This is a genomic window from Janthinobacterium lyxosi, from assembly GCF_051380665.1.
Lineage (GTDB): Bacteria > Pseudomonadota > Gammaproteobacteria > Burkholderiales > Burkholderiaceae_D > Janthinobacterium.
On record NZ_JBNYXM010000003.1, the window covers coordinates 56,740 to 82,126 of the forward strand.

The window sequence follows — 25,387 nt, forward strand, 5'->3', positions numbered from 1 at the left end:
GCCTGATCAATTTCATGAATCAGGATCACACTATATGAGCGCGATCCTTTCAATTCGCTTTCAGACTGACAGGTGTCGCCCGCCAGCCACAAGGGACATCAACATATTCATCGCCTCCCCTGCCGGCAGGCTTACACTGCATCATTTCAACGAATGGCGGAGACCATGCGCATATTATTAGTGGAAGACCATCTGGAGCTGTCGCACTGGCTGGCAAAGGCCCTGCGCGACGCGCACCTGACGGTGGAGACCGCCCACAACGGCGCCGATGCCGACGCCCTGCTGCATACGCAGGAATACTCATTGGTGCTGCTCGACCTGACCCTGCCGAAGATGGACGGCCTGGACGTGCTGCGCCGCCTGCGCGCGCGCGGCGGCACGCGCGGCAAGACGCCCGTCATGATACTCACGGCGCGCGGCGGCCTGGATGAAAAAGTACAGGGCCTGAACCTGGGCGCGGACGATTACATGGCCAAGCCGTTCGAACTGGCCGAACTGGAAGCGCGCGTGAAAGCCCTGCTGCGCCGCAGCCAGGGCAACGAAGCCCTCGTGCACACCTGCGGCGCGCTCAGTTTCGACACCGTCACGCGCATGTTCAGCTATGCCGGCGCCCCTTTGCCCCTGACGCCGCGCGAACACGCCGTGCTCGAAGCGCTGATCACGCGCTCGGGGCGCGCCGTGTCGAAGGAAAAGCTGTTCGACGAAGTCTTCGCGCTGGCCGACGACGCCAACCTGGACGCCATCGAACTGTATATCCACCGCGTGCGCAAGAAGCTCGAGAGCGGCGTGGAAAGCGGCTCGCCCGACGCCGCCGTCATCACCACCCTGCGCGGCATCGGCTACCTGCTGCAGCCGCGCAGCGCAATGGCGCCGGCCGCGCCAAAATGAGCGCCGCCAAGCAACAGCTGCACCCGCGCCTGCCCGCGCTCGAGCGCCTGCGCCGGCGCTGGGCGCAGGGCCGGCCGCTGGGCAGCCTGCGCAGCCAGCTGCTGCGCTGGCTACTCATCCCGCTGGTGATGCTGGTGCTGCTCGATGCCGTCTTTGTCTACCGCAATGCGCTTGATGCAGCCGATATGGCCTACGACCGCTCCTTGCTGGCGTCCACGCGGGCGCTGGCCGAAAGAGTCTCCATCGTCGGCGGCAAGGTGGTGGCCGAAGTGCCTTACGTGGCGCTCGACAGCTTCGAGACCGACACCCTGGGCCGCATCTACTACAAGGTGACCGGCATCAACGGCGAACTGGTCTCGGGCTATGGCGACTTGCCGCCCGTGCCGAAAAACGTGCCCCGCTCGCAGAACTATCCAGCCCTGGTGCGCTTCTACCACGCCGACTACCACGGCAAACCGATCCGCATCGCCGCCCTGCTGCAACCCGTGTATGACGACTCGATGCGCGGCATCGCCCTGATCCAGGTGGCTGAAACGCTGGATGCGCGGCGCGGCCTGTCGAACCAGATCCTGTTCGATACCCTGAGCTGGCAGGCGGCGATGATACTGGTGATGGGCGCCCTCGTGTGGTTTGCCGTGCGCCTGGTGCTGCGCCCCCTGATGCGCTTGAAAACGGAAGTCGAGACGCGCACCCTGTCCGACCTGTCCGACGTCGATCCCAAGTTGGTGCACAAGGAAATGCGCCCGCTGGTGAGCGCCATGAACGGCGCCATGTCGCGCCTGCAGCAACTGATCGCCAGCCAGCGCCGCTTCATCGCCGACGCCTCGCACCAGCTGCGCACGCCATTGACGGTGCTGAAAACCCAGGCCGAACTGGCCATGCGCGAATGCGACCGCCAGGCCGGCACGCCGTCCGACATGGCCGCCCTGCGCGACATCGTGCGCTCGATCGCCGCCACTACCGATTCGACCGTGCTGCTGGCCAACCGCCTGCTGACCCTGGCGCGCATCGAGCATGGCGGCGACAGCCTGACCATGGATACCGTCCCGCTGCGCGACGTGGCGCAGCAGGTAGGGCTGGAAATGGCCATGGCTGCCGTCGGCAAGAATATCGATTTATCACTGGAAGCGCCCGACGACGCGCCCGTGCATGGTCAGGCATTGCTGCTGCACGAACTGCTGGCCAATCTGGTCGACAATGCCCTGCGCTACACGCCGCAGGGCGGCAGCGTGATCTTGCGCGTGCGTGCTGCACAGTCGGGGCAAGGCGGGGTGCTGGAGGTGGAGGACAGCGGCGCCGGCATCCCGCCCGCGGAACGCGAACGCGTGCTTACGCCGTTCTACCGGGTTGGCGCGGCGCTCGAGAGCAACCCTGGCGGCGCGGGACTGGGCCTGGCCATCGTGCGCGACATCGCCGCCCTGCATGGCGCGCGCCTGGAACTGGCCACGGCGGCGAATGGACATGGACTGAAAGTCGGCGTGTATTTCGCCGCAAGGCCAGTCGATGCTAAGATCGCGCCCTGAGATTTTAATGAAGGCCCACTGCCATGATGACCAAAGAAGACGTAACCGAACTGTTCGCCAATATCGCCGAGAACGCGCCGTGGGACCTGTCCCAGCCGCTGCTGTGGGGCTATTACTTCACCAACCCCACGTCCGAGCCGCTGGAACAGGCCGCCACCTTGCTGGCGCTGCAGGGCTACCGCCCCGTGGAACTGTACCAGCCCGAACTGGACGATCCGGCAGCACCGCCCGTCTGGGTGCTGCACGTGGAAAAAGCGGAAGTGCACAGCGTCGACAGCCTGCATGCGCGCAATGGCGAACTGATGGCGTTTGCCCAGGAAAACCAGCTGGCCAGCTATGACGGCATGGACGTGGGCCCCGTCGGCGCGCCCGAAGTGCCGCAGCTGTAAGACAGTCATTGGATGAAAAAACGGCGCCCGCGGGCGCCGTTTTGCGTGGATCGATGAAAACGCTCAGCTGAGGTTTTCCAGGCGGATCTTGGTGACCGTGCCCACCACGCTATTCAACGCTTCCATCTTCTCGATGGCGGCCGTGACATTCTTCTCCTGCGTCTGGTGCGTCAGCATGATGATGTCCGTATGCGTCTCGCCCTCGGCCGGCTCCTTCTGCAGCATGGCGTCGATCGAGATGCCGCGTTCGGCCAGGATGCGCGTCAGGTCGGCCAGCACGCCCGGCTGGTCGGCCACGTGCATGCGCAGGTAGTAGCTGGTGGTGATTTCTGACATCGGCAGGATGGCGATGTCGGTCATCGCATTCGGCTGGAACGCCAGGTGCGGCACGCGGTGTTCCGGGTCGGCCGTGGCCAGGCGCGTGATGTCGACCAGGTCGGCGATCACCGACGAGGCGGTCGGTTCGGCGCCCGCGCCGCGGCCCGAGTACAGGCTGGCGCCGACGGCGTCGCCGTGCACCAGTACCGCATTCATGGCGCCTTCCACATTGGCGATCAGGCGCTTGGCCGGGATCAGGGTCGGATGCACGCGCAGCTCGATGCCTTCCACGCCATTCACGGTGGCGCGCTTGGTGATGCCCAACAGCTTGATGCGGTAGCCGAGTTGCTCGGCGTAGCGGATGTCGACGGCATTGAGGTTGCTGATGCCTTCCACGTAGGCCTTGTCGAACTGCACCGGGATGCCGAAGGCGATGGCCGACATGATGGTGGCCTTGTGCGCGGCGTCGACGCCTTCGATGTCGAAGGTGGGGTCGGCTTCGGCGTAACCGAGTTCCTGCGCCTGTTTCAGCACGGTGGCGAAATCGAGGCCCTTGTCGCGCATCTCGGACAGAATGAAATTGGTGGTGCCGTTGATGATGCCGGCGATCCATTCGATGCGGTTGGCCGTCAAGCCTTCGCGCAGCGCCTTGATGATGGGGATACCGCCGGCGACAGCCGCTTCGAAGGCCACCATCACGCCCTTGTCCTGGGCGGCGGCAAAGATTTCGTTGCCGTGCACGGCCAGCAGGGCCTTGTTGGCCGTGACCACGTGCTTGCCGTTGGCAATGGCCTGCATCACCAGGGTTTTCGACAGGTCGTAGCCACCGATCAGTTCGACGACGATGTCGATCTCGGGATCGTTGACGATCAGGTAGGGGTCATTGACGACCTTGCAGGCGCCGGCGACCAGCGCTTCGGCGCGCGCCACGTCGCGCACAGCGACAGCGACGACTTCAATGCCGCGGCCCGCGCGGCGCTTGATTTCTTCCTGGTTGCGTTTCAGGACGCTGAACGTGCCGTAACCGACATTGCCCAGGCCCAGCAGGCCGATCTTGATGGATTTCATAGTTGTACTTGACTGCTCATAAGTGGCGCCCCCTTGGGCGGCGCCAGGTTGATCGGTATGGTTGATCGAGATTGCTGCTGCTGGCTGATTCAGCCCCGGCCGTGACGCTTGCGGTAACCTTCGAGGAAGCGCGCGATGCGTCCCATGGCCTCGGTCAGGTCATCGGAATTGGGCAGAAAGACGACGCGGAAATGGTCGGGTGCAATCCAGTTGAAGCCCGTGCCCTGCACGATCAGGACCTTGGCTTCGGCCAGTAATTCATAGGCAAACTGCTGGTCGTCGGCAATCGGATAGATCTCCGGGTCCAGGCGCGGGAACATGTACAGCGCGGCCTTCGGCTTGACACAGGTGACGCCCGGGATATCGGTCAGCAGCTTGTGCGCCAGGTCGCGCTGTTTCAACAAGCGCCCGCCGGGCCCCACCAGGTCTTGTATGCTCTGGTAGCCGCCTAGCGCCGTCTGGATGGCAAATTGCCCCGGCGCGTTGGCGCATAGCCGCATCGAGGCCAGCATATTGAGACCCTCGATGTAATCTTTTGCGTGGCGCTTTTCGCCCGAGACCACCATCCAGCCGGAACGGTAGCCGCAGGAGCGGTAGTTCTTCGACAGGCCGTTCATGGTAATGAACAGCACGTCGTCGGCCAGCGAGGCGATCGACACGTGCTCGGCTTCGTCGTACAGCACCTTGTCGTATATCTCGTCGGCGAAAATGATCAATTGATGCTGGCGCGCCAGTTCGACGATCTGCTGCAGCACTTCCACCGGGTACAGCGCGCCGGTGGGATTGTTCGGGTTGATGACGACGATGGCCTTGGTCTGCGGCGTGATCTTGCGGCGCATATCCTCGATATCGGGATACCACTCGTTCTGCTCATCGCACACATAATGCACGGGATTGCCGCCCGATAGGCTGACGGCGGCCGTCCACAACGGATAGTCGGGCGCTGGCACCAGCACTTCGTCGCCACTGTTGAGCAGCGCATTCATCGACATGACGATCAGCTCCGAGGCGCCGTTGCCCAGGTAAATATCATCGATGGTCACGCCGGCGATATTCTTGCTCTGCGTGTAGTGCATGACGGCCTTGCGCGGCGCGAACATGCCTTTCGAATCCGTATAACCGGCCGCATTCTGCAGATTGAGCATCATGTCGCGCACGATTTCATCGGGCGGATCGAAGCCGAATACGGCCAGATTGCCGATATTGAGCTTGGTGATCTTGTGGCCTTCTTCTTCCATTTGCCTGGATTTTTCCAGGACCGGGCCGCGGATGTCATAGCAGACGTCCGCCAATTTATTCGATTTCTGAATCGGTCGCAAAATAAATCCCTGTCGTGATACGGCGCGGAGACCCAAGCTTGCAGCATGATAGCCGCGCCAGAACTATGAACCCGTGAACTGCACTGCGAAAGACTGCAAGGCGAAAACAACCATTCTCGCCGAAAACGGGCCATTTTATCAAATTAAACATGGCCAACCGCCGCATTTAACGCCGATTCTGCCACGCCGGAGCATCCGGACGACAATCCGGCGGGCGCCATCTTCATCTTCCCTTAATCTTGCGCCATTACCATGGTACAAGCACGCACTGCCACTGTGGCGCAGAACATTGCAATTTGGAAATGATGTTGCTTTTCAGTCGCTCTTTTTTGTCATTTATGGCATGCTTACGCCCTTGGCCGCGGCAGCCAGTTTGGCCGCGCGCGTACCGATCAACCGACACGACCAGCCCCCGATATCGCCATGAAACTCCATGCCAGCAGCACCCAACAATACCAGACTGTCACCGGCTATGACGAAAACGGCGTCGAGATCAATGCCCAGCCGTACAACTACAGCCTGATCGTCATGCCGGAAATGCCGCCACGGGCGTGGGAAGTGGATAGTTTCGAACAGTTGAGCGAGGCGCATTTCGCGCAAATCCTGGCTGACGCGCCCGACGTGGTCATCCTCGGCACGGGCGAACGCCAGCGTTTCGTGCACCCGAAGCTGACGGCCGCGCTGACCATGCGCCGCATCGGCGTCGAGTGCATGGATAGCCAGGCAGCCTGCCGCACCTATAACATCCTGATGGGCGAAGGCCGCAAAGTCACCCTGGCCCTGATCCTGGCTCCTGTCACAGGCAGCGCTGCATGAAAATCAATGTCAACGAACTGCACAGCTCGCGGCTGCTGATGTGGTCCCTGCTGGGTATCTTCATCGTCGTCACCCTGTATGCACTGGGCGTACGCACCCTGGTCCCGCCCGACGAGGGCCGCTATGCCGAGATGGCGCGCGAAATGTTCGTCACGGGCGACTGGATCACCACGCGCCTGAATGGCATCAAGTACTTTGAAAAGCCGCCGCTGCAAACCTGGATGAATGCGCTGACCTTCGCCGCCTTCGGCCTGGGTGAATGGCAGGCACGCCTGTGGACTGGCCTGTGCGGCATCATCGGCGTGTGCATGACGGCGTACGCAGGCAAGAAGGTCTTCGGTCCGCGCGTGGGGCTGTATGCGGGCCTGGTGCTGGCGTCGAGCCTGTTCTGGCTCGCTTCCGGCCAGATCAATTCGCTGGACATGGGCCTGTCGGGCATGATGAGCCTGACCCTGTGCAGCCTGTTGATTGCCCAGCGCGACGACGCCACGGCGCTGGAGCGGCGCAACTGGATGCTGGTGTGCTGGGCAGGCATGGCGCTGGCCGTGCTGGCCAAAGGTCTGATAGGCATCGTCTTGCCGGGCGCCGTGCTGGTACTGTATTCGCTGTGCGCGCGCGACTGGCGCATCTGGACGCGTTTGCACCTGGTCAAGGGCTTGCTGGTGTTCTTTGCCATCGCCACGCCCTGGTTCGTGCTGGTCGCCTTGCGCAATCCGGAGCAACCGCATTTCTTCTTCATCCACGAACATTTCCAGCGTTTCCTGATGAAAGGCCACAAGCGCGAAGGCGCCTGGTACTACTTTCTGGTGCTGCTCATTCCCGGCATGCTGCCATGGATAGGCGTGCTGCCGCAAAGCCTGGCCGCCGCCTTCAAGCGCCAGGAGGGCGCCTTCCAGCCCCGTTTGATGCTGCTGGTCTGGGCCGTCTTCATTTTCTTCTTCTTCAGCTATTCGACCTCGAAGCTGCCTGGCTATATCGTGCCCATCTTCCCGGCGCTGGCATTGCTGGTGGGGCTGTACCTGGAATCGGCGTCGCGCCGCCAGCGCATGCTGGCCGCCGGCCTGCTGTGCGTGCTGGGCGCGGCCATCCTGATCGGCGGGCCGATCGCGTTCGGCAAGGCCAGCGCACGCGACGCGGAAGCCTTGATCGCGCTCAAGGGTTACCAGCCATGGCTGATGGTGGCCGGCTTCTTCGTCCTGGCCGGCGGCGCCCTGGCCTTGCTGCACGCGCGCCAGTTGCGCCGCGACATGACCGTGCTGACGATCGCCGGCGCCGGCTTCCTGGCCACGCATTGCATCCTGGCCGGTTCCGAACTGTATGGCCAGAACCGCGCAGGTACCGACATGCTGCCGCAGATCCAGGCCGAACTGACGGCCGATACCAAGCTCTATTCGGTAGGCATTTATGAACAGTCGCTGACATATTATCTGCAGCGGCCCGTGATCCTCGTCGATTACTGGGATGAGTTCACGTTTGGCCTGAAACAGCAGCCTGAACTGTCCATTCCGAGCATCGAGCCTTTCATCACGCAGTGGACGAACGATGCCAACGCCGGCGTGCGCGACATGGCCATTATCAGCCTGCATCGTTACAAGGACTTGCAACAACGTGGCGTGCCCATGCGTGTCGTTGCCGAAGATGCGCGCCGCATGGTCATTGCCAACAAGTAAATATTTAAAGGGGCGCGAGGCAGCACGGATCGCGCGCCCGGCCAGCTTGCCCCGTACCAGCACCAGCAGGATTTTTCACCGCTGAAGGGGCTGCGCCGCCATACTGACGATATAAAATAGCCATGCCTGCCGGCGGTCTTTGACCGCATTGGCAGCCTCGGCGACGCCGATACCCTGACACGATACAGACCCAAGAACCACGCCCATGACCTCTACCCTGCCCTTTTTGCCTTTTTCCAAACCCACCATCGATGAAGCGACCGTCGCCGCCGTCGGCGAGGTGCTGCGCTCGGGCTGGATCACCAGCGGCCCGAAAGTGCAAGCCTTCGAAGCCCAGCTGTCCGAATATTTCGGCGGACGCCCCGTGCGCACCTTCAATTCGGGTACCTGCACCATGGAAATCGCGCTGCGCATCGCCGGCATTGGCCCTGGCGACGAAGTCATCACCACGCCCGTGTCGTGGGTGGCGACGGCCAACGTCATCATCGAAGTGGGCGCCACGCCCGTGTTTGCCGATATCGACCCCGTCACGCGCAATATCGACCTCGACAAGCTCGAAGCGGCCATCACGCCACGCACCCGCGCCATCATCCCCGTCCACCTGTCTGGCCTGCCCGTCGACATGGACCGCCTGTACGCGATTGCTGAAAAGTACAATTTAAGGGTCGTGGAAGACGCAGCGCAAGCGTTCGGTTCCACCTGGAAGGGCAAGCGCATCGGCGCGTTTGGCGACTTCGTCTCGTTCAGCTTCCAGGCCAACAAGAACATCACCACGGGCGAAGGCGGCTGCCTCGTCCTCAATAACCTGGAAGAAGCCAGGCTGGCCGAGAAATACCGGCTGCAAGGCGTCACGCGCAGCGGCGTCGACGGCATCGACGTCGATGTGCTTGGTGGCAAATACAATATGAGCGACATCATGGCCGCCATCGGCCTGGGCCAGTTCGCCAATATCGACGCCATCACGGCCCACCGCCGCGCGCTGGCACGCCACTACTTCGCGCAATTCGGCAGCGACTTCGAAGCGCAGAGCGGCGCCCAGCTGCCCGTGCCGGATTTTGAGAACAGCAACTGGCATTTGTTCCAGATCATCCTGCCCGACAACGGCCCCGGCACGCGCGCCACGTTCATGCAGCAAATGGCGCAGCAAAACGTGGGGACGGGCTATCATTACGCACCGATCCATTTGTTTACCATGTACCGCGAACGCGGCTTTACCGAAGGCATGTTCCCCGTTTCGGAAAAGATCGGCCGCCTGACCGTGACCTTGCCGATGTTCTACGCCATGACGACACAGGACGTGGAGCGCGCCGTCGCCACCGTCAAATCCATCCTCATCAAGTGAGCAGCGCGCCGATGAAACCTGAACTGTCCATTATCATTCCAATCTACAACGAACAGGATGGCCTGGCCAGCCTGTTCGCGCGCCTGTATCCAGCCCTCGATGCCTTGCAAACCAGCTACGAAATCATCTTCATCAATGATGGCAGCCGCGACAATTCGGTGGCCATCCTGGCGGAACAGTTCCGCCAGCGCCCCGATGTCACGCGCGTGATCTTGTTCAACGGCAATTATGGCCAGCACATGGCCATCCTGGCCGGTTTTGAAGCATCGCGCGGGCAGATCATGATCACGCTCGATGCCGACCTGCAGAATCCGCCCGAAGAAATCGGCAACCTGGTGGCGAAAATGCGCGAAGGCTACGATTACGTGGGCTCGATCCGGCGCAAGCGGCAAGATTCGGCCTGGCGCACACTGGCGTCGAAGATGATGAACCGCCTGCGTGAAAAGATCACGAATATCAAAATCACCGACCAGGGCAACATGCTGCGCGCGTATGGCCGCAATGTGATCGACCTGGTCAACCAGTGCGCCGAAGTCAATACCTTCGTGCCCGCCCTGGCCTACACCTTTGCCCGCAAGCCCACGGAAATTACCGTCGAGCATGAAGAACGGGCTGCCGGCGAATCGAAATACTCGCTGTACAGCCTGATCCGCCTCAATTTCGACCTGGTCACGGGCTTTTCGCTGATTCCCCTGCAAATCTTTTCCATGCTGGGCATGGCGATGTCGCTGGGCTCGGCATTGCTGGTGATCTTCCTGCTGGTGCGCCGCTTCCTGCTGGGCGCTGAGGCTGAAGGCGTGTTCACCCTGTTTGCCATCGCCTTCTTCTTCATGGGCGTGATCCTGTTCGGCATCGGCCTGGTGGGCGAATACGTGGGACGCATCTTCCAGCAAGTGCGTGCCCGTCCCCGCTATGTGGTGCAAACCATCTTGCAGGACGGCATGACCCAGGCGGAAGCCGAGGCGCCGTCGTATGTGCGCCTGGAAAAGCGCCAGGTGGGCCGCTGATGGGCGCCCCACGCGCCGTCGTCTTCGGCTACCACAATGTGGGCGTGCGCTGCATCAAGGTGCTGCTGGCCGGTGGTGTCGATATCGCCCTGGTCGTCACGCATGAAGACAGTCCCACGGAAAACCTGTGGTTCGAATCCGTCGCCAGCCTGTGCCGGGAAGAAGGCATCCCCTGCATCACGCCCGGCGATGCCCGCGCGCCGGAACTGCTGGCGCAGGTGCAAGCAGCCAAGCCGGACATGCTGTTCAGCTTTTACTACCGGCACATGTTGCCCGCTAGTATCTTGGAAGTCGCGCCCGCCTACAATATGCACGGCTCGCTGCTGCCGCAGTTCCGCGGCCGCGCGCCCGTCAACTGGGCCGTACTGCATGGCGCCACGGAGACGGGGGCCACCCTGCATGAAATGACGGTGAAGCCCGACGCCGGCGCCATCGTGGCGCAAACGGCCGTGCCCATCCTGCCCGACGACACGGCCTTCGAAGTGTTCGGCAAGGTCACCGTGGCGGCGGAACAAACCCTGTGGGGCGTGCTGCCAGCCTTGCTGGACGGCACGGCGCCACGCCATTTGAACGATTTGCGCCAGGGCGGCTACTTTGGCGGGCGCAAACCCGAAGACGGCCGGATCGACTGGAAGTTACCTGCGCAACAGGTATACAAGCTGCACCGCGCCGTCGCGCCGCCCTATCCCGGCGCCTTCACCGAAGTCAACAATATCATTTACATCATCGAAACAGCCCGTTTGAGCAAGCAATCGTCAGGAAGTTTGCCACCGGGCTTGGCGGTAGTGGATAATTGCATCTTTGGCGTCTGCGGAGACGGCCGCATGCTGGCCATTTCCGCCCTGAGGGCTGCCGGGGAGCCGATTTCGGCTCAGCAATTGCAAGCAAGTCTGACCACCCGCGTCAGCACACACTGATATCACTCAAGAGAATCTCACATGAAAAAAGTCCTCATCTTAGGCGTCAACGGCTTCATCGGCCACCACCTGTCCAAGCGCATCCTGGAAACCACCGACTGGCATGTCTACGGCATGGACATGAATACGGACCGCATCACGGAATTGCTGGAAGATGACAACTACAAGTCGCGCATGCACTTCTTTGAAGGCGACATCACGATCAACAAGGAATGGGTCGAGTACCACGTCAAGAAATGCGATGTGATCCTGCCCCTGGTCGCCATCGCCACGCCGTCGACCTACGTCAAGCAGCCGCTGCGCGTGTTCGAGCTGGACTTCGAAGCCAACCTGCCTATCGTCCGTTCGGCCGCCAAGTACGGCAAGCACCTGGTGTTCCCGTCGACCTCGGAAGTGTATGGCATGTGCCATGACGAGGAATTCGATCCGGAAAATTCGGAACTGATCTGCGGCCCCATCAATAAGCCGCGCTGGATCTATTCGAACGCAAAGCAGCTGATGGACCGCGTGATCTGGGGCTACGGCATGGAAGGCTTGAACTTTACCCTGTTCCGCCCCTTCAACTGGATCGGCGCGGGCCTGGACTCGATCCACACGCCGAAAGAAGGTTCTTCGCGGGTGGTGACGCAATTCTTCGGCCATATCGTGCGCGGCGAGAACATCTCGCTGGTCGATGGCGGCGCGCAAAAACGCGCGTTCACCTACATCGACGACGGCATCGATGCACTGATGCGCATCATCGCCAACAAGAATGGCATCGCCAGCGGCAAGATCTACAACATTGGCAATCCGGTCAACAATTACTCGATCCGCGACCTGGCCGGCATGATGCTGACCCTGGCTGCCGAGTACCCGGAATACGCCGAAGGCGCGAAACACGTGAAAATCGTGGAAACGACTTCGGGTGCCTACTATGGCGCCGGCTACCAGGACGTGCAAAACCGCGTGCCGAAAATCACGAATACCTGCGAAGAACTGGGCTGGGCACCGAGCACCACCATGGCCGATTCCCTGCGCAATATTTTCGACGCCTACCGCAGCCAGGTAGCCCAAGCCAAAGCCTTGATGGATTAATGTTGAGCAAGCCGTTCCTGACCCTGAAAATCGACGTCGATACCTATCGCGGCACCCGTGAAGGCATGGGCAATCTGGTGCGCATGCTGGCCGCACACCAGGCCAAGGCCACCTTTCTGTTCTCGCTGGGCCCCGACCACACGGGCTGGGCCCTGCGGCGCGCCTTGCGGCCCGGCTTTTTCAGCAAGGTGTCGCGCACGTCAGTGGTCGAGCACTACGGCTTGAAAACACTGATGTACGGCACCTTGCTGCCGGGACCCGATATCGGCAAGCAATGCGCGGCGCAATTGCGCGCCGTGCGCGATGCCGGTTTCGAGTGCGGCATCCACACCTGGGATCACACCCTGTGGCAAGACAACGTGGCCAAGCGCAACGCTGCCTGGACCATCAACATGATGCGCAAGGCCGCCAACCGCTATGAGCAAGTGTTTGGCACGGCGCCGCACACGCACGGCGCGGCTGGCTGGCAAATGAATGTCAGCGCCTTTGTCGAACACGACACGGCCGGCTACCGCTTTGCGTCCGATGGCCGCGCCATGCTCGATGCACGGGGCGCCATGCTGCATCCGGGTAATGGCCCGCACCGCGTGCGCAATGGCAACACCATCCTGCAATGCGTGCAATTGCCCACCACCCTGCCCACCCTGGATGAGTTGCTGGGCTGCGAAATCGACGGCAAACGGATCACGACCGGCAATGTTGCCGCACATATATTGTCGCTGACGGCGGACAATCCGCGCGATCACGTGTATACCTTGCATGCGGAACTTGAAGGACAGAAACTCGCCCCCATTTTCGAACAACTGCTGGCTGGCTGGAAAGCCCAGGGCTACCAGTTTGCAGCGATGGGCGATTATTATGAAAAGATAAAAAATACGGACTTGCCCGTTTGTCCCATCACCTGGGATGAGTTGCCAGGCCGTTCGGGACGCCTGATTGTGCAGGGCAAAGCGGCCTGAATGCTGTATCGTTGCACCTGGATGCGTTGCCAGATTAAAAAAACAGCGCTGATGATCACCGTTCAGGAGAAAACCTGTGGCTGATAGCCAATCCCTCGTTAGCATACCCGACTTTAGCGCCGCCATGACCAGCGGCAAGAACTTTCAGTTGCTGGGCCGCCCGGCGAAAGCCACGGTGCTGTTTTTCTATCCGAAGGACAACACTCCTGGCTGCACCACTGAAAACATCGCCTTCCGTGACGCATATCCGCAATTTGTCGCCGCCGGCGTGGAAATCTACGGCATCAGCCGCGATTCCCTGCGCTCGCACGAAAGCTTCAAAGCCAAGCTGGAACTGCCATTCGAGCTTATTTCCGACCCGGACGAAGCCGTATGCCTGCTGTTTAACGTCATGAAGATGAAACAGATGTATGGCAAGACGGTCCGTGGCGTCGAACGCAGCACGTTTGTGATTGACGCTGAGGGCCGATTGGTGAAAGAATGGAGAGGCGTGAAGGTCGCAACTCACGTGGAAGAAGTGCTGGAATTCGTGGCGCGTCTGAAGTGATCAGCGGTTTTGATCGAATGCGCGTTGTCGGCGTCCAGCCAGCTTAGTTCGAAATTATCTCAACCTTAGCTCAACCGCAGTCCAGTTCACGGTACCTATCGCCATTTTGAGTCAACGAAGCGCCTCCATCCACTCCGCCAGGCAGGCCTGCAGCCCGCCGATGGCGTCCATGACCGGCCATGCTGCCGGCCTTCCGGCAGTTACTCGTCCTGTAGCATTGTTGTTCCCCCGCATCCACCCCATGAGAAGTGCCGCCAGAAGCTGGCTGCCCATGGGCGATTCATTCCAGAAATTTTTTGATTGAGATCCTGATGCCACTGCCAAAATTACCGAGCAAGCCAGCCACCATCCTGGCCACCCAAGATTACCCAAGCGCAGGCGCAGCGCGCCCGGCCACCAAAACCCCGGCAGCCAAGAAAGTGGCTGCACCGATGATTGAAGCGGCGATCGCCGAAGTTGCCAAGCCGGTCCGCAATGCGGCCACGAAGATCAAGCAAGTGGCGGCCCTGATGGTCGCCAAGCCTGCACTGGCGCCAGTTGCGGCCGCCCCCGTTGCCGCAGTTGCTGCTGCCCCGGCCAAAGCCGCGCCGGCGGCAAAAGGCAAGGTCACGCCGATCAAATCCGTCAAGCGGGTCGAGCAGCCGCATCCGGCCAAGCACAAGGCGGTCGAAGTGCAGCTCAAGTCGTCCGCCAGCCGCGCCGCCGACCAGCGCGGCATCAGCAAGCTGTTCGTGCTCGACACCAACGTGCTGATGCACGATCCATCATCGCTGTTCCGCTTCGAGGAACACGATGTGTACCTGCCGATGATGACCCTGGAAGAGCTGGACAACCATAAAAAGGGCATGACGGAAGTGGCGCGCAATGCACGCCAGGTCTCGCGTACCCTCGATGCCCTGATCAGCAATACGGATGACGACGCCATCGAACACGGTATCTTGCTGTCCAAGCTGGGCAACAAGGATGCCAAGGGCCGCTTGTTCTTCCAGACGCGTTTGCAAAGCGCGGACTTGCCGGCAGGCTTGCCAGTGGGCAAGGCCGACAACCAGATCCTCGCCGTCGTGCGTTCGCTCGAGTCGGAACAGGAAGGCCGCCCCGTCGTGCTGGTGTCGAAGGACATCAACATGCGCATCAAGGCGCGCGCCCTGGGCTTGCCGGCCGAAGATTACTTCAACGACCATGTGCTGGAAGACACCGACTTGCTGTACTCGGGCATCGTGCAATTGCCGGACGACTTCTGGAACAAGCATGGCAAGGACATGGAATCGTGGCAGGAAAGCAAGAATGGTTACAGCTCCACCTTCTACCGCGTGACGGGCCCGTTCATTCCATCGCTGCTGGTCAACCAGTTCATCTACCTGGAACCGAAAAACGGCGAAACGCCGTTCTACGGCCAGGTGAAACAGATCAACGGCAAGACGGCCGTGCTGCAAACCCTGCGCGACTTCAGCCACACGAAGAACAATGTGTGGGGCGTGACGGCGCGCAACCGCGAGCAGAACTTCGCGCTGAACCTGCTGATGAATCCGGAATGCGACTTCGTCACCCTGCTGGGCCAGGCCGGTACCGGCAAGACCCTGCTGGCCCTGGCCGCCGGCCTGGCACAAGTGCTGGAAACCAAGCTCTACAATGAAATCATCGTCACCCGCGTGACGGTGCCCGTCGGCGAAGACATCGGTTTCCTGCCCGGCACGGAAGAGGAAAAAATGTCGCCATGGATGGGCGCCTTCGACGACAACCTGGAAGTGCTGAACAAGTCCGACTCCGATGGCGGCGAATGGGGCCGTGCGGCAACGCAAGACCTGATCCGTTCCCGCATCAAGATCAAGTCGCTCAACTTCATGCGCGGCCGCACGTTCGTGAACAAGTTCCTCATCATTGACGAAGCGCAAAACTTGACGCCGAAACAAGTCAAGACCCTGGTCACGCGCGCCGGTCCCGGCACGAAGATCCTGTGTCTGGGCAACATCGCGCAGATCGACACGCCGTACCTGACGGAAGGCTCGAGCGGCCTGACCTACGTGGTCGACCGCTTCAAGGGCTGGACCCACAGCGGCCACGTCACCCTGGCCCGCGGCGAGCGTTCGCGCCTGGCCGACCACGCCAGCGAAGTGCTGTAAGTTTTGACCGGCGGCAACAGCCGCCTCAATATCAGAAAGCCCCGCCTGCACTGCTGCAGGCGGGGCTTTTTTCATGTGCGCGACTTTTCCCTGCGACATGTTCTAATACCGCTCCCTTTCCACCTCGACACTTCGCACCCTGCATCCCGCCTGGAACTGTGCCAACAGGGTCGGCGTAGCGGCAGACACCTGGCGCAGGCGGGATTTTGCGATTGCGACATTCCCTCGCCGGACTGCCACCATTGTTCCTGTGACCCATGCGACTTGCTCAATTGCGATTGGCCCAGACGAAAAAAGAGATAGTAATTTCAGTGAGCACCTGGATTTAAGTTACAAATGAAATATTCATTCATGAAATGAATAACGACTATCGCCACTGTGAATTGGCTGGAAACGGGTCTGCGGCCTATACTCAAGCCGTCTCCCCTACACTGCTTCCCATGCACACCCTGCTCAGCCCGCATACATCGCGGGCTTTTTGTTCCCGGCAATTGCCATTCTGTCTTTCCCCCCTTAGCGATCACCGGGCGCGCCTTTCCCCGCCAGCCCAGCCCCCGACAGGGAGCACAGCATGATCGTGCGCGAGCGTCCATCGGCGCTACGGCTGTTCCTGGTGGTGCGTGGTTCCGTCCTGCCGCGCATCCGCACCACGCTCATCGTCAATACCCTGATCGCCACCCTCGTCACCTGGTGCCACGGCACCCTGTTCGACCACAAGGTCATCCTCACCACCATCCCGTTCACCCTGATAGGCTTGCCCCTGGCCATCTTCCTGGGCTTTCGCAACACGGCCGCCTATGACCGCTACTGGGAAGCGCGCAAGCTGTGGGGCGAACTGGTGTTGCGCAGCCGTAATTTCTCGCGCCAGTGCCAGACCATGATACGCAGCGATACGCCCGCCCACGCCCGGCTGGGCCTGGACGATGTACGCGTGCGCATGATTTACCGCGCCATCGCCTTTTGCCACGCCCTGCGCCACCAACTGCGCGACACGCGCGGACCGGCCGACTTGCAGCCGCTGCTGCGCCCGGCCGAATGGGAAGCGGCATGCAAGGCGGCGAACCCGTCCGACTACCTGATGCTGCAGATGGGCCACGACCTGGCCGACTGCGTCCAGCAGGGCCGTATCGACGGCATCCTCACCGCACAGATCGATAACACGGTCTCGGCCATGGTAGCGGCGGGCGCCTCGTGCGAACGCATCCGCAGCACGCCGATTCCCTTCTCGTATTCGCTGCTGCTGCACCGCACGGCCTATCTGTACTGTTTTCTGCTGCCCTTCGGCCTGGTCGATTCGCTGGGCTTCATGACGCCCTTCGTCGTCGCCATCGTCGCCTATACCTTCTTTGGCCTCGATGCCCTGGGCGACGAGATCGAGGAACCGTTCGGCGAAGATGCCAACGACCTGCCCCTGTCGGCCATGTGCCGCGCCATCGAAATCAGCTTGCGCGAATCCGTGCAGGATGAGAACGTGCCACCACCCATGCAAGCCGTCGACTTCCTTCTCCACTAATTTCATGCTGAATTGATCGGCATGCCAGCTTTTCCCTTGACCTTACCATCAGGGGAAGGCTTACAGTGGAAGCACTTAATCATTCAAGGAGTGCTTGCATGTATCAGTTACAAGTTGAAAACATGAGCTGCGGCCATTGCGTCGGCTCGGTCACGAAAGCGGTGCAAGGCATCGATCCGCAAGCCCAGGTGCAGATCGACCTGGCCAGCAAGCGCGTGACGGTGGAATCGCCCGCCGAACTGGGCGCCATCAGCGCCGCCATCGTGGAGGCTGGTTTTCCCGTCACCAGCGCACAATAAGCGACACGCACACAGAACAGCCGGCCCTTGCGCCGGCTGTTTTTTTTATCCGTCCAGCTCGGGGTAGTGCCGGAAGATGCCTTCCTTATTGAATGCAATTCTGCGCTTCGACTGCAGATAACGGGCGATGTTTGGCCGCGCCGCCACCGTATCGTGCAATTCCTGCAAGGCAGGATAGGCGGGCGCCAGCCGCGCCATGGCTTGCGGAAATGCATAGCGCAGGCCGGCCAGCATCTGGAACAGCGACAGGTCGCCATAAGTCAGTTTTGAACCCACCAGATACTGGCCACAGCTGCCGTTGTTCAGCAGCACCTGCGTGAAATGATCGAGAAACTTGGGCAAACGTGTTGCACGGAGATCCGCGCTGCGCAGCATGGCCGCCTGCTTTTGCTCTGCATAATATTGGTTCATCGACAGCGGATGGTGCGTGTCGTGCACTTCCGTCAGCCAGTCGGCCATCGTCAGTTGCCGCTGGTTCAGCCACAATCGGCCGCTTTCCGCGCACGGCGCCAGGCCCAGGCGCCGGCCCAGGTACAGCAGGATATTCGTGGTCTGGCCGATCAGCACGTCGCCATCGCGCAGCACGGGCGGCGCGTAGGCGGCCTGTGGCGTGGTGCCACCGTCGAGGCAGGCCAGCATGGCAGAAAGGCCCTGCCCCTTGCGTTCAGGCAAACGGGCGATATCGCGGTAGTCGGCGCCCGCCTCTTCCAGGGCCAGCCGGATGAATTCGCCACGCCCCTGTATCGTGGGCCAGTGACAGGTCATACGCCATGCCAGCTCCTTGGATTTATCTCAATGGCAACTGGCTTTCGCTTCCGTGTCACCGGCCAGCCCCAGGCTTTGCAGGATGGGGCAATCGGGCTTCTCGTCGCCGTGGCACGATTGCGCCAGATGGGCCAGGGTATCGCGCATTTCCGTCAGTTCTCCGATGCGCTTATTGAGCTCGGCGACGTGCGCCAGGGCAATGCCCTTCACGTCCGCGCTGGCACGCTGGTCGTTTTGCCACAGCGACAGCAGTTCGCGGATTTGCTCCAGCGAAAAACCCAGCCCCCGCCCGCGCTTGATAAAACGCAAGGCGTGCAAGTCGTTCGGCGTATAGATGCGGTAACCGGCGTCGCTGCGCGCGCTGGGTTTTAGTAAGGTAATGCTTTCATAATAGCGTATCATTTTTGCCGATACGCCCGTTTCACTGGCTGCCTGGCCGATATTCATTCGATTACTCCTTGGTATGCGCACTGCGCGCTTTCCAGCGGCGCAGCAACAGAGCATTGCTGATCACGCTGACGGAACTGAAGGCCATTGCCGCGCCCGCCACCATGGGATTGAGCAGGCCGAACGCGGCCAGCGGGATGCCGATCAGGTTATAAATGAAGGCCCAGAACAGATTCTGCCGTATCTTGCTGTAGGTGCGGCGCGAGATATCGATGGCGTCCGCCACCAGGGCCGGATCACCGCGCATCAGGGTAATGCCGGCCGCATGCATGGCCACGTCCGTACCCGTCGACATGGCGATGCCCACGTCGGCAGCGGCCAGCGCGGGCGCATCGTTGATGCCGTCGCCCACCATGGCCACCTTCGCGCCCGCGCCTTTCAGCGCGACAATTCTAGCGGTTTTATCGGCCGGCAGCATTTTCGCCGCCACTGTGTCGATGCCCAGCAGCTTGCCGACGGCGTCGGCGCTGCCCTGGTTGTCTCCCGTCAACATCACCGTGCGGATGCCCAGGCTGTGCAGATGGGCAATGGCCGCCTGCGCATTCGGCTTGACCTGGTCACTGAAGGCGAACAGCCCCAGCAATTGTGTACCTGAGGCCAGCCACGAGATCGTGTTGCCCGTGTTTTCCAGCGACAGGGCCTGGCTGGCCAGTGGCGTCATGTCCACCTGTAACTCCTGCATCAGGCGCGTGCTGCCCAATTTCAATTCCAGGCCATCGACGTGGGCCGCCAGGCCACGGCCCGGCAAAGCCGACAGGCCCGTGGCTGGCAAGGGTTCGATGTGGCGCGCGCTGGCCGCGTCCAGCACGGCGGTGGCCAGACTGTGCTCGCTGCCGCGCTGGATGCTGGCAGCCAGCTGCAACAGCCGTGCGTCCTCGATGCCGTGCGCATGCAGGGCCGCCAGGGCAGGCTTGCCGATGGTCAAGGTGCCCGTCTTGTCGAACACGACGGTATTGACGGCGTGCGCCACTTCCAGCGCTTCCGCATCCTTGATCAGGATGCCGTAACGGGCGGCAACACCCGTGCCGGCCATGATGGCCGTCGGCGTGGCCAGGCCCAGCGCGCATGGACAGGCGATGACCAGCACGGCCACGGCATTGATGATGGCATTTTCCAGCTCGCCGGTAGCGAACCACCAGCCCAGCATGGTCAGCAGCGCCAGCAGCAGCACCACGGGAACAAAGATCGCGCTGACCTTGTCGACCAGATGCTGGATGGGCGCCTTGGCTGCCTGCGCGTCTTCCACCAGGCGGATGATGCGCGACAAGGTCGTCTCGCCACCCACGGCTTGCGTGCGTACCAGCAATAAACCATCGGCATTGATGGCGCCGCCCGTGACCTTGTCGCCCACATGCTTATCCACGGGCAAGCTTTCGCCCGTGATCAGCGATTCGTTGATCTGGCTGGCGCCTTCCACCACCACGCCATCGACGGCCACCCGTTCGCCAGGGCGGATGACCACCAGGTCACCCACTTTCACCTGTTCCACGGGCAAGTCGAGCTCGATGCCGTCGCGGCGCACGCGAGCCGATTCCGGACGCAAGACTTGCAGCGCGCGGATGGCCGAGGCCGTCTGGCGCTTGGCGCGGCTTTCCAGCCATTTGCCCAGCAACACCAGGGTAATGACGACGGCCGATGCCTCGAAATACAGGTGCGGCAGCATCTCACCCGCCGTCAGCCATTGGTAGACAGACAAGCCATATGCGGCGCTCGTGCCCAGCGCCACCAGCAGATCCATATTGCCGCTGCCGGCACGGGCCGCCTTCCAGCCCGCCTTGTAGAAACGCGCGCCAAAGTAAAACTGCACGGGCGTGGCCAGGGCAAACTGCAGCCAGCCGGGCAGCATCAGGTGGATGCCTGCCCACTCGAGCAGCATGGGCAACATCAGGGGGAAGGCCAGCACGGCCGCGAACGCCACTTTCATGCCGTCGCGGTTGGGCGCGGCAGCGGGCGCGCTGGACTGGCTGGCGGCGGGCACCGTGGCGGCATAGCCGGCCTTGTCGATGGCGGCGATCAGGGTGCCCGCCTCCAGGCCGCCCGTCACCTTGATGCGCGCGCTTTCCGTGGCCAGGTTGACGCTGGCGGCCAACACGCCCGGCACTTTCAGCAAGGCTTTTTCCACCCTGCCCACGCACGAGGCGCACGTCATGCCGGCGATGTTCAGGTCGATCTCGCGCTGCGCTACCGCGTAGCCAGCCTTTTCCACGGCCGCCTGCAGGGTAGCCAGGGAAATCGGCGTGTCCGAGGTGATTTTGGCCACTTCGGTGGCCAGGTTGACGCTGGCCTGGCTCACGCCGGGCACGGCGGCCAGGGCTTTTTCCACGCGCCCCACGCACGAGGCGCAGCTCATGCCTTCGATGGCCAGCGCCTGCGCATGCGCGGCGGCGGGAGGGGAAGCGGCGGGAGCGAGTGCACTCTGGTTCATGGCAGATCCTGTACGAAAGATTAACGAATAGGGTCAGGATCTGCTATCCCATGATGGGAAGGTCAAGCCCTATTTGCAAGGAATACCGGGCTTGTTTGATGACGCTTAGCGCACCACGCAGTCGATGGCGGCAGGCTTGCTGCCGCCTGCAGCGCTGCCTGAACTCGATGGCGACGCTGAAAAGACTGGCGGCGGCGTGAACTTGATGCCGGGATTGGCGGGCAGCAACACGGGCGGCTGCTTGAAGTTGGGCGTAAAGCCGAACTGGCCGGGGGCAAAGTTTTGCGCACCGGCAGGATTGCTCACTTGAATCAGGCCATCGAGCACCTGCACGTACAGGCCCGGCACGATCGCGGATGCGGCGCGAGCCGTTGGCGTGCCCGGCAGCGATCCGAGCGCCACATACTCGGCAATAAACGTCGTGCCGCGTATGCCGATGGTGGCGGCTGGCGTCTTCATCTCGAAACGCTCCTTGTTGCGCTTGCCCAGCAGCCCCGTGACGGAACGCAAGCCCCCCTTGAGCAAATTGAAGATGGCGTGGTCGCCATCGGGCTGCTCGGCCGTGTAGCTGAATTGCTCGATCAAGACACTGGTATTCGGTTTCAAGGTGATTTCGCTATTGTCGATCAGCTTGATCAAGGCATAGGTCTCCTTTTCCGTCAGCAAAGTGTCGCCCTGCTCGACCTCGGACTTGATGGCCAGGATTTTCACCTTGCCATCCGCCTTCTTGGCCATCAGCGGACCACTCAACTGCATCACCGTGCCCGCCACCTGTCCGGCCCAGGCATGCGCGCCCAGGCACATCAGGGCCAGCCACAACAAGGCCTTAGTTGCAGAACGTTTTTTTAATAGAGTCATTGTCTTTGTATCCTGTTGATTTACCAGTGCCGCCGGCAACATCCTTGTCGTCCTTCACCTTGTCATCAGACTTGGCGGGCGGCATGGACGCGAGCGGGGCGCTGGCGCGGTCGGCCTGCTTGATGACGCGCAGGACGTCGTTGATGATCGCGCTCGTGGGGAAGTCGATCACGGGCTTGTCGATGGTCGTGGCGGGCAGGAAGATGACGTCCGGCATGGCCACCGCCCCGTTCGGCGCCAGCAAGCTGACGTTGGCGCGCTGGCGGTTGATGCGCACGCCCGCTCCACCCGTGATGCTGCCCGTTTTTGCCAGCACGCTCATGCTGGCCACTGCCGGCAAGGTAAAGCTGGCCGTGTCCGCAAAGCGCACATAGCCTTCCGCGCTGGCGGCAAAATTGCCGCCGCCGATGACCTTGGCATCGCCTTCGACACGGATGTCGCCGCCAGCCACCAGGCGGATGTCGCGCGCCGCGGCCAGCTGCGCGCGATCGCCCAGCACCACGTCCGTGCTGGCATTGAACGCAATGTCATTGCCCCGGATCTTGCCGTTGACGGTGACGGGGCTGTGCGCCGTCACGCTCACGTTGCCGCCATTCGCATCGATATTGCCAACCGCGATGCCGCCCGTGTTATCGATGGCGATATTGCCCGCGCCCGTGGTCAGCGTTCCCAGGGTCAAGGTGCCCGGCGCCGAGATATTGTTCAGCGCAATGCCGCCGCCCGCGCTATTACTGGCGCTGAAACTGCCCACCTGATTGCCCGTATTGCCCAGCACAATACCGTCGCGCGCTCGCGCCTCCAGGCTGGCCGCGACGATGGTGCCATCCTGGCGTATCGCGCCGTTCAGGGCACTCAGGCTGATATCACGCGCTGCCAGGCTGGCAAAGCGCAGGTCGCCGCCGGCCTGGCTGATGGCCAGTTGGCCCGCCAGATTGATGGCGCCAGCGACCTGGCTGAAGCTGTTGGCGATGGCCAGGTTGCCGCTGCCGCCCAGCAAGCCGCCGCTTTGCGCATAGCGATCCGCAGACAAGGTCCCGTTCAACAACAAGCTGCCGCCGCTGATTTCCAGGCCGGCTGCACCGCCCAGTGCGGAGCGGTCCTGTGCGCTCTCACCCAGGATCAGGCTGCCGCCCGTCAACAACAAGCCCGTCGCCGCGTTCAGGTTCTTCAAGCTGGTGCTGCCGGCCGCCGCGCTATACGTGACGATGCCGCTGCTGTGCGTAAAATCGACGGCCAGCACGTTCGCGCCTTCCGGCACCACGCCGCCATCCCAGTTGGCCGCATCGCTCCACAAGCCGTTGCCGCTGCCCACCCAGGTGGCCAGCAGTTTTTGCGTGATCGTCGCCTGCGTCGTGCCTCCCGTGGCATCGAGTACGTAATTGCCTGCGTCGGTGCCGGCCAGGAGGAAACCGCTGGCTGTCACCAGCTTGCCCGTACCCGCATTCTTGTCGGCAAAGCTGCCGCTGCCGCCCACCACGCTGACCACATCCTGGCCCAGCACGCCGTTCGCCGACGCGCTGACGGCTGCGCTGGTAGTGCCGTCATACACTTTACTGGCGGCGCTCAGGCCTGCCAGCGTCAGGCTGACGGGTGTAATGCTGGCCAGCAAGCCTGTCGGCAAGACGATGAAGTAATTGCCCGCATCGGCGCCCGTCAGCATCGCACCGCTCAGCTGCACAGCCTTGGCCGCGCCCACGTTCTTGTCCGCAAAGCTGGCCACGGCCGAAACCGTGAAGCTGTCGCCGGCGAGACGGTCATCGCCCAGGCTCAGCTGTGCGCCCGTCGTGCCATCGTAGACCTTGTTACCGGCCACGCCGAACAGGTTCAGCGCGCGCGCACTGATATCGGCCGTCGCGCTGCCTGCATTGCTGCCCAGTACGTAGTTGCCGGCATCGCTACCGCTCAACGCCACGTTCGTGACATTGACTGCCTTGCCGATACCCGCATTCTTGTTACCAAAGGCGGCGCTGCCGCTCACGCTCAGGGCGTCGCCCTGGATGCGGTCGTCGCCAAAGCTGATTTGCGCGCCCGTCGTGCCGTCATACGCCTTGTTGACGCCATTGAAACTCACGTTCAGGGTGCGCGCCGCGATGTCGGCCGTAGTGCCGCCGCTATGCGTGCTGAGCACATAATTGCCCGCGTCGGCACCGCTTGCACCGACGCCCGTCACGCTGACCGCCTTGCCCATACCCGCATTCTTGTCGGCAAACGCGGCATTGCCGGCCAGCGTCAAAACGTCGCCATTGATACGGTCATCGGCGATGTTGACGCCGGCACCGGCATTGCCGTCATAGGTCTTGCTGACGCCGCTGAAACTCACGTTCAGGGTGCGCGCGGCGATGTCGGCCGTGGTGCCGCCGCTATGCGTGCTGAGCACATAATTGCCCGCGTCGGCACCGCTTGCACCGACGCCCGTCACGCTGACCGCCTTGCCCATACCCGCATTCTTGTCGGCAAACGCGGCATTGCCGGCCAGCGTCAAAACGTCGCCATTGAGGCGGTCATCGGCGATGTTGACGCCGGCACCGGCATTGCCGTCATAGGTCTTGCTGACGCCGCTGAAACTCACGTTCAGGGTGCGCGCCGAGATATCGACCGAGGTGCTACCCGAGTTAGGCCTGAGCACATAGTTGCCCGCATCCTGGCCGGCCAGCATGCCCTTCGTCACATCGTAGGCGACACTCTTGCCATTGCCAACGTGCTTGTCGCTCATGCTGCCCAGCAAGCCTTGCATGCTGACCTGGTCACCGCCCAGCAAGCCTTCGAAATAACCGTTCAGGCTGACGTCCTTGCCGCCGTCATACACGCGGTTTTGACCCGATGTGACGCCATAATTCAAAGCACGCGCGCTGATGTCGGCCGCGCCTTCCACCGTCGTGGCCGCCAAGCTGTAGTTGCCCAGGCCATTACCCTCAAGCGCGATGCCGCTCGCGTGCACGGCCTTGCCGTTGCCCGCGTTCTTGTCGAGGAAGACGGCGCTGCCGCTGGCGGTGATGCTGTCGCCCGCCACCACATTGCCCAGCACAAAGCTGGCGTTGCCAAAACCCAGCTGCGCATCGTAGACCTTGCTGCCGCCCACGCTGACCGTCAACGCGCGCGGCGTGATGTCGGCCGCGCCTTCCA

Annotated in this window: 21 protein-coding genes; 14 read left to right on the plus strand and 7 right to left on the minus strand. The window is 62.0% G+C overall.

The window, feature by feature from the left end:
• The first annotated feature begins 165 nt into the window (after positions 1 to 165).
• From ACQ4WP_RS03635 to ACQ4WP_RS03645, 3 genes are read left to right on the plus strand one after another with little or no spacing between them, the layout of a single operon-like run.
• Positions 166 to 888, plus strand: coding sequence for a response regulator (locus tag ACQ4WP_RS03635; protein WP_436518724.1), 723 nt, complete (start codon positions 166 to 168; stop codon positions 886 to 888).
• The gene (locus ACQ4WP_RS03640; RefSeq protein WP_436518725.1) at positions 885 to 2,411 is read left to right on the plus strand and encodes a sensor histidine kinase; all 1,527 of its coding nucleotides are present in this window, start codon (positions 885 to 887) and stop codon (positions 2,409 to 2,411) included. The genes ACQ4WP_RS03635 and ACQ4WP_RS03640 overlap by 4 nt, the downstream gene beginning before the upstream one ends.
• Before the next feature lie 23 nt (positions 2,412 to 2,434).
• Positions 2,435 to 2,800 (plus strand): ribonuclease E inhibitor RraB, encoded by a 366-nt coding sequence (locus ACQ4WP_RS03645; protein WP_436518726.1) that lies wholly within the window; start codon positions 2,435 to 2,437, stop codon positions 2,798 to 2,800.
• A 63-nt stretch (positions 2,801 to 2,863) separates the two neighbouring features.
• On the opposite strand, the gene ACQ4WP_RS03650 is transcribed toward ACQ4WP_RS03645, so the two are convergent.
• Together ACQ4WP_RS03650 and ACQ4WP_RS03655 are read right to left on the minus strand one after the other, a co-directional pair.
• The gene (locus ACQ4WP_RS03650; RefSeq protein ID WP_436518727.1) at positions 2,864 to 4,186 is read right to left on the minus strand and encodes a homoserine dehydrogenase; all 1,323 of its coding nucleotides are present in this window, start codon (positions 4,184 to 4,186) and stop codon (positions 2,864 to 2,866) included.
• Positions 4,187 to 4,275: 89 nt separating this feature from the next.
• A complete protein-coding gene (locus ACQ4WP_RS03655; protein ID WP_436518728.1) occupies positions 4,276 to 5,505 on the minus strand; it encodes a pyridoxal phosphate-dependent aminotransferase in 1,230 nt (409 codons plus the stop codon).
• Between the two features lie 423 nt (positions 5,506 to 5,928).
• Here ACQ4WP_RS03655 and ACQ4WP_RS03660 point away from each other — a divergent pair, with 423 nt between their 5' ends.
• The 11 genes from ACQ4WP_RS03660 (at position 5,929) to ACQ4WP_RS03710 (ending at position 17,769) form a co-directional block, all read left to right on the plus strand.
• Complete coding sequence (locus ACQ4WP_RS03660; protein WP_436518729.1) at positions 5,929 to 6,321, plus strand: Mth938-like domain-containing protein; 393 nt, start codon at positions 5,929 to 5,931, stop codon at positions 6,319 to 6,321.
• Positions 6,318 to 7,991: a glycosyltransferase family 39 protein gene (locus tag ACQ4WP_RS03665; RefSeq protein ID WP_436518730.1), complete on the plus strand. Its 1,674-nt coding sequence runs from the start codon at positions 6,318 to 6,320 to the stop codon at positions 7,989 to 7,991. Before ACQ4WP_RS03660 ends, ACQ4WP_RS03665 begins: the two co-directional genes overlap by 4 nt.
• 205 nt (positions 7,992 to 8,196) lie before the next feature.
• The gene (locus ACQ4WP_RS03670) at positions 8,197 to 9,333 is read left to right on the plus strand and encodes a DegT/DnrJ/EryC1/StrS family aminotransferase (RefSeq protein WP_436518731.1); all 1,137 of its coding nucleotides are present in this window, start codon (positions 8,197 to 8,199) and stop codon (positions 9,331 to 9,333) included.
• Positions 9,334 to 9,344: 11 nt separating this feature from the next.
• Complete coding sequence (locus tag ACQ4WP_RS03675) at positions 9,345 to 10,340, plus strand: glycosyltransferase (RefSeq protein ID WP_436518732.1); 996 nt, start codon at positions 9,345 to 9,347, stop codon at positions 10,338 to 10,340.
• On the plus strand, positions 10,340 to 11,257 hold the full coding sequence (locus tag ACQ4WP_RS03680) for a formyltransferase (protein ID WP_436518733.1): 918 nt from the start codon (positions 10,340 to 10,342) through the stop codon (positions 11,255 to 11,257). The genes ACQ4WP_RS03675 and ACQ4WP_RS03680 overlap by 1 nt, the downstream gene beginning before the upstream one ends.
• A gap of 21 nt (positions 11,258 to 11,278) precedes the next feature.
• Positions 11,279 to 12,331 carry a bifunctional UDP-4-keto-pentose/UDP-xylose synthase gene (locus ACQ4WP_RS03685; protein ID WP_282406514.1) on the plus strand — a complete coding sequence of 351 codons (1,053 nt, stop codon included), beginning with the start codon at positions 11,279 to 11,281 and terminating at the stop codon, positions 12,329 to 12,331.
• Complete coding sequence (locus ACQ4WP_RS03690; protein WP_436518734.1) at positions 12,331 to 13,290, plus strand: polysaccharide deacetylase family protein; 960 nt, start codon at positions 12,331 to 12,333, stop codon at positions 13,288 to 13,290. Before ACQ4WP_RS03685 ends, ACQ4WP_RS03690 begins: the two co-directional genes overlap by 1 nt.
• A 76-nt stretch (positions 13,291 to 13,366) precedes the next feature.
• Positions 13,367 to 13,837 carry a peroxiredoxin gene (locus ACQ4WP_RS03695; RefSeq protein WP_436518735.1) on the plus strand — a complete coding sequence of 157 codons (471 nt, stop codon included), beginning with the start codon at positions 13,367 to 13,369 and terminating at the stop codon, positions 13,835 to 13,837.
• Positions 13,838 to 14,148: 311 nt separating this feature from the next.
• Positions 14,149 to 15,957, plus strand: coding sequence for a PhoH family protein (locus tag ACQ4WP_RS03700; RefSeq protein ID WP_436518736.1), 1,809 nt, complete (start codon positions 14,149 to 14,151; stop codon positions 15,955 to 15,957).
• Between the two features lie 571 nt (positions 15,958 to 16,528).
• Positions 16,529 to 17,470, plus strand: a complete 942-nt coding sequence (locus ACQ4WP_RS03705; RefSeq protein WP_436518737.1) for a bestrophin family protein — start codon at positions 16,529 to 16,531, stop codon at positions 17,468 to 17,470.
• Between the two features lie 98 nt (positions 17,471 to 17,568).
• A complete protein-coding gene (locus tag ACQ4WP_RS03710) occupies positions 17,569 to 17,769 on the plus strand; it encodes a heavy-metal-associated domain-containing protein (protein ID WP_436518738.1) in 201 nt (66 codons plus the stop codon).
• Positions 17,770 to 17,814: 45 nt separating this feature from the next.
• On the opposite strand, the gene ACQ4WP_RS03715 is transcribed toward ACQ4WP_RS03710, so the two are convergent.
• The 5 genes from ACQ4WP_RS03715 to ACQ4WP_RS03735 all read right to left on the minus strand — a co-directional run.
• On the minus strand, positions 17,815 to 18,534 hold the full coding sequence (locus tag ACQ4WP_RS03715; RefSeq protein WP_436518739.1) for a glutathione S-transferase: 720 nt from the start codon (positions 18,532 to 18,534) through the stop codon (positions 17,815 to 17,817).
• A 27-nt stretch (positions 18,535 to 18,561) separates the two neighbouring features.
• On the minus strand, positions 18,562 to 18,981 hold the full coding sequence (cueR, locus tag ACQ4WP_RS03720; protein WP_436518740.1) for a Cu(I)-responsive transcriptional regulator: 420 nt from the start codon (positions 18,979 to 18,981) through the stop codon (positions 18,562 to 18,564).
• A gap of 4 nt (positions 18,982 to 18,985) precedes the next feature.
• Positions 18,986 to 21,406 (minus strand): heavy metal translocating P-type ATPase, encoded by a 2,421-nt coding sequence (locus ACQ4WP_RS03725; protein WP_436518741.1) that lies wholly within the window; start codon positions 21,404 to 21,406, stop codon positions 18,986 to 18,988.
• A gap of 105 nt (positions 21,407 to 21,511) precedes the next feature.
• On the minus strand, positions 21,512 to 22,264 hold the full coding sequence (locus ACQ4WP_RS03730; protein WP_436518742.1) for a FecR family protein: 753 nt from the start codon (positions 22,262 to 22,264) through the stop codon (positions 21,512 to 21,514).
• Positions 22,233 to 25,387: YDG domain-containing protein (locus tag ACQ4WP_RS03735; RefSeq protein ID WP_436518743.1), on the minus strand; the 3,155-nt coding region annotated here is incomplete at its 5' end. The genes ACQ4WP_RS03730 and ACQ4WP_RS03735, both read right to left, overlap by 32 nt.

Excerpts from the sequence above, each read along its gene's own strand:
- ACQ4WP_RS03725 (WP_436518741.1), bottom strand. The coding sequence starts at position 21,406 with ATGAACCAGAGTGCACTCGCTCCCGCCGCTTCCCCTCCCGCCGCCGCG.
- ACQ4WP_RS03730 (WP_436518742.1), bottom strand. The coding sequence starts at position 22,264 with ATGACTCTATTAAAAAAACGTTCTGCAACTAAGGCCTTGTTGTGGCTG.
- ACQ4WP_RS03635 (WP_436518724.1), top strand. The coding sequence starts at position 166 with ATGCGCATATTATTAGTGGAAGACCATCTGGAGCTGTCGCACTGGCTG.
- ACQ4WP_RS03645 (WP_436518726.1), top strand. The coding sequence starts at position 2,435 with ATGATGACCAAAGAAGACGTAACCGAACTGTTCGCCAATATCGCCGAG.
- ACQ4WP_RS03650 (WP_436518727.1), bottom strand. The coding sequence starts at position 4,186 with ATGAAATCCATCAAGATCGGCCTGCTGGGCCTGGGCAATGTCGGTTAC.
- ACQ4WP_RS03680 (WP_436518733.1), top strand. The coding sequence starts at position 10,340 with ATGGGCGCCCCACGCGCCGTCGTCTTCGGCTACCACAATGTGGGCGTG.
- ACQ4WP_RS03685 (WP_282406514.1), top strand. The coding sequence starts at position 11,279 with ATGAAAAAAGTCCTCATCTTAGGCGTCAACGGCTTCATCGGCCACCAC.
- ACQ4WP_RS03675 (WP_436518732.1), top strand. The coding sequence starts at position 9,345 with ATGAAACCTGAACTGTCCATTATCATTCCAATCTACAACGAACAGGAT.
- ACQ4WP_RS03700 (WP_436518736.1), top strand. The coding sequence starts at position 14,149 with ATGCCACTGCCAAAATTACCGAGCAAGCCAGCCACCATCCTGGCCACC.
- cueR (WP_436518740.1), bottom strand. The coding sequence starts at position 18,981 with ATGAATATCGGCCAGGCAGCCAGTGAAACGGGCGTATCGGCAAAAATG.
- ACQ4WP_RS03690 (WP_436518734.1), top strand. The coding sequence starts at position 12,331 with ATGTTGAGCAAGCCGTTCCTGACCCTGAAAATCGACGTCGATACCTAT.
- ACQ4WP_RS03715 (WP_436518739.1), bottom strand. The coding sequence starts at position 18,534 with ATGACCTGTCACTGGCCCACGATACAGGGGCGTGGCGAATTCATCCGG.
- ACQ4WP_RS03710 (WP_436518738.1), top strand. The coding sequence starts at position 17,569 with ATGTATCAGTTACAAGTTGAAAACATGAGCTGCGGCCATTGCGTCGGC.
- ACQ4WP_RS03640 (WP_436518725.1), top strand. The coding sequence starts at position 885 with ATGAGCGCCGCCAAGCAACAGCTGCACCCGCGCCTGCCCGCGCTCGAG.
- ACQ4WP_RS03670 (WP_436518731.1), top strand. The coding sequence starts at position 8,197 with ATGACCTCTACCCTGCCCTTTTTGCCTTTTTCCAAACCCACCATCGAT.
- ACQ4WP_RS03665 (WP_436518730.1), top strand. The coding sequence starts at position 6,318 with ATGAAAATCAATGTCAACGAACTGCACAGCTCGCGGCTGCTGATGTGG.
- ACQ4WP_RS03660 (WP_436518729.1), top strand. The coding sequence starts at position 5,929 with ATGAAACTCCATGCCAGCAGCACCCAACAATACCAGACTGTCACCGGC.
- ACQ4WP_RS03705 (WP_436518737.1), top strand. The coding sequence starts at position 16,529 with ATGATCGTGCGCGAGCGTCCATCGGCGCTACGGCTGTTCCTGGTGGTG.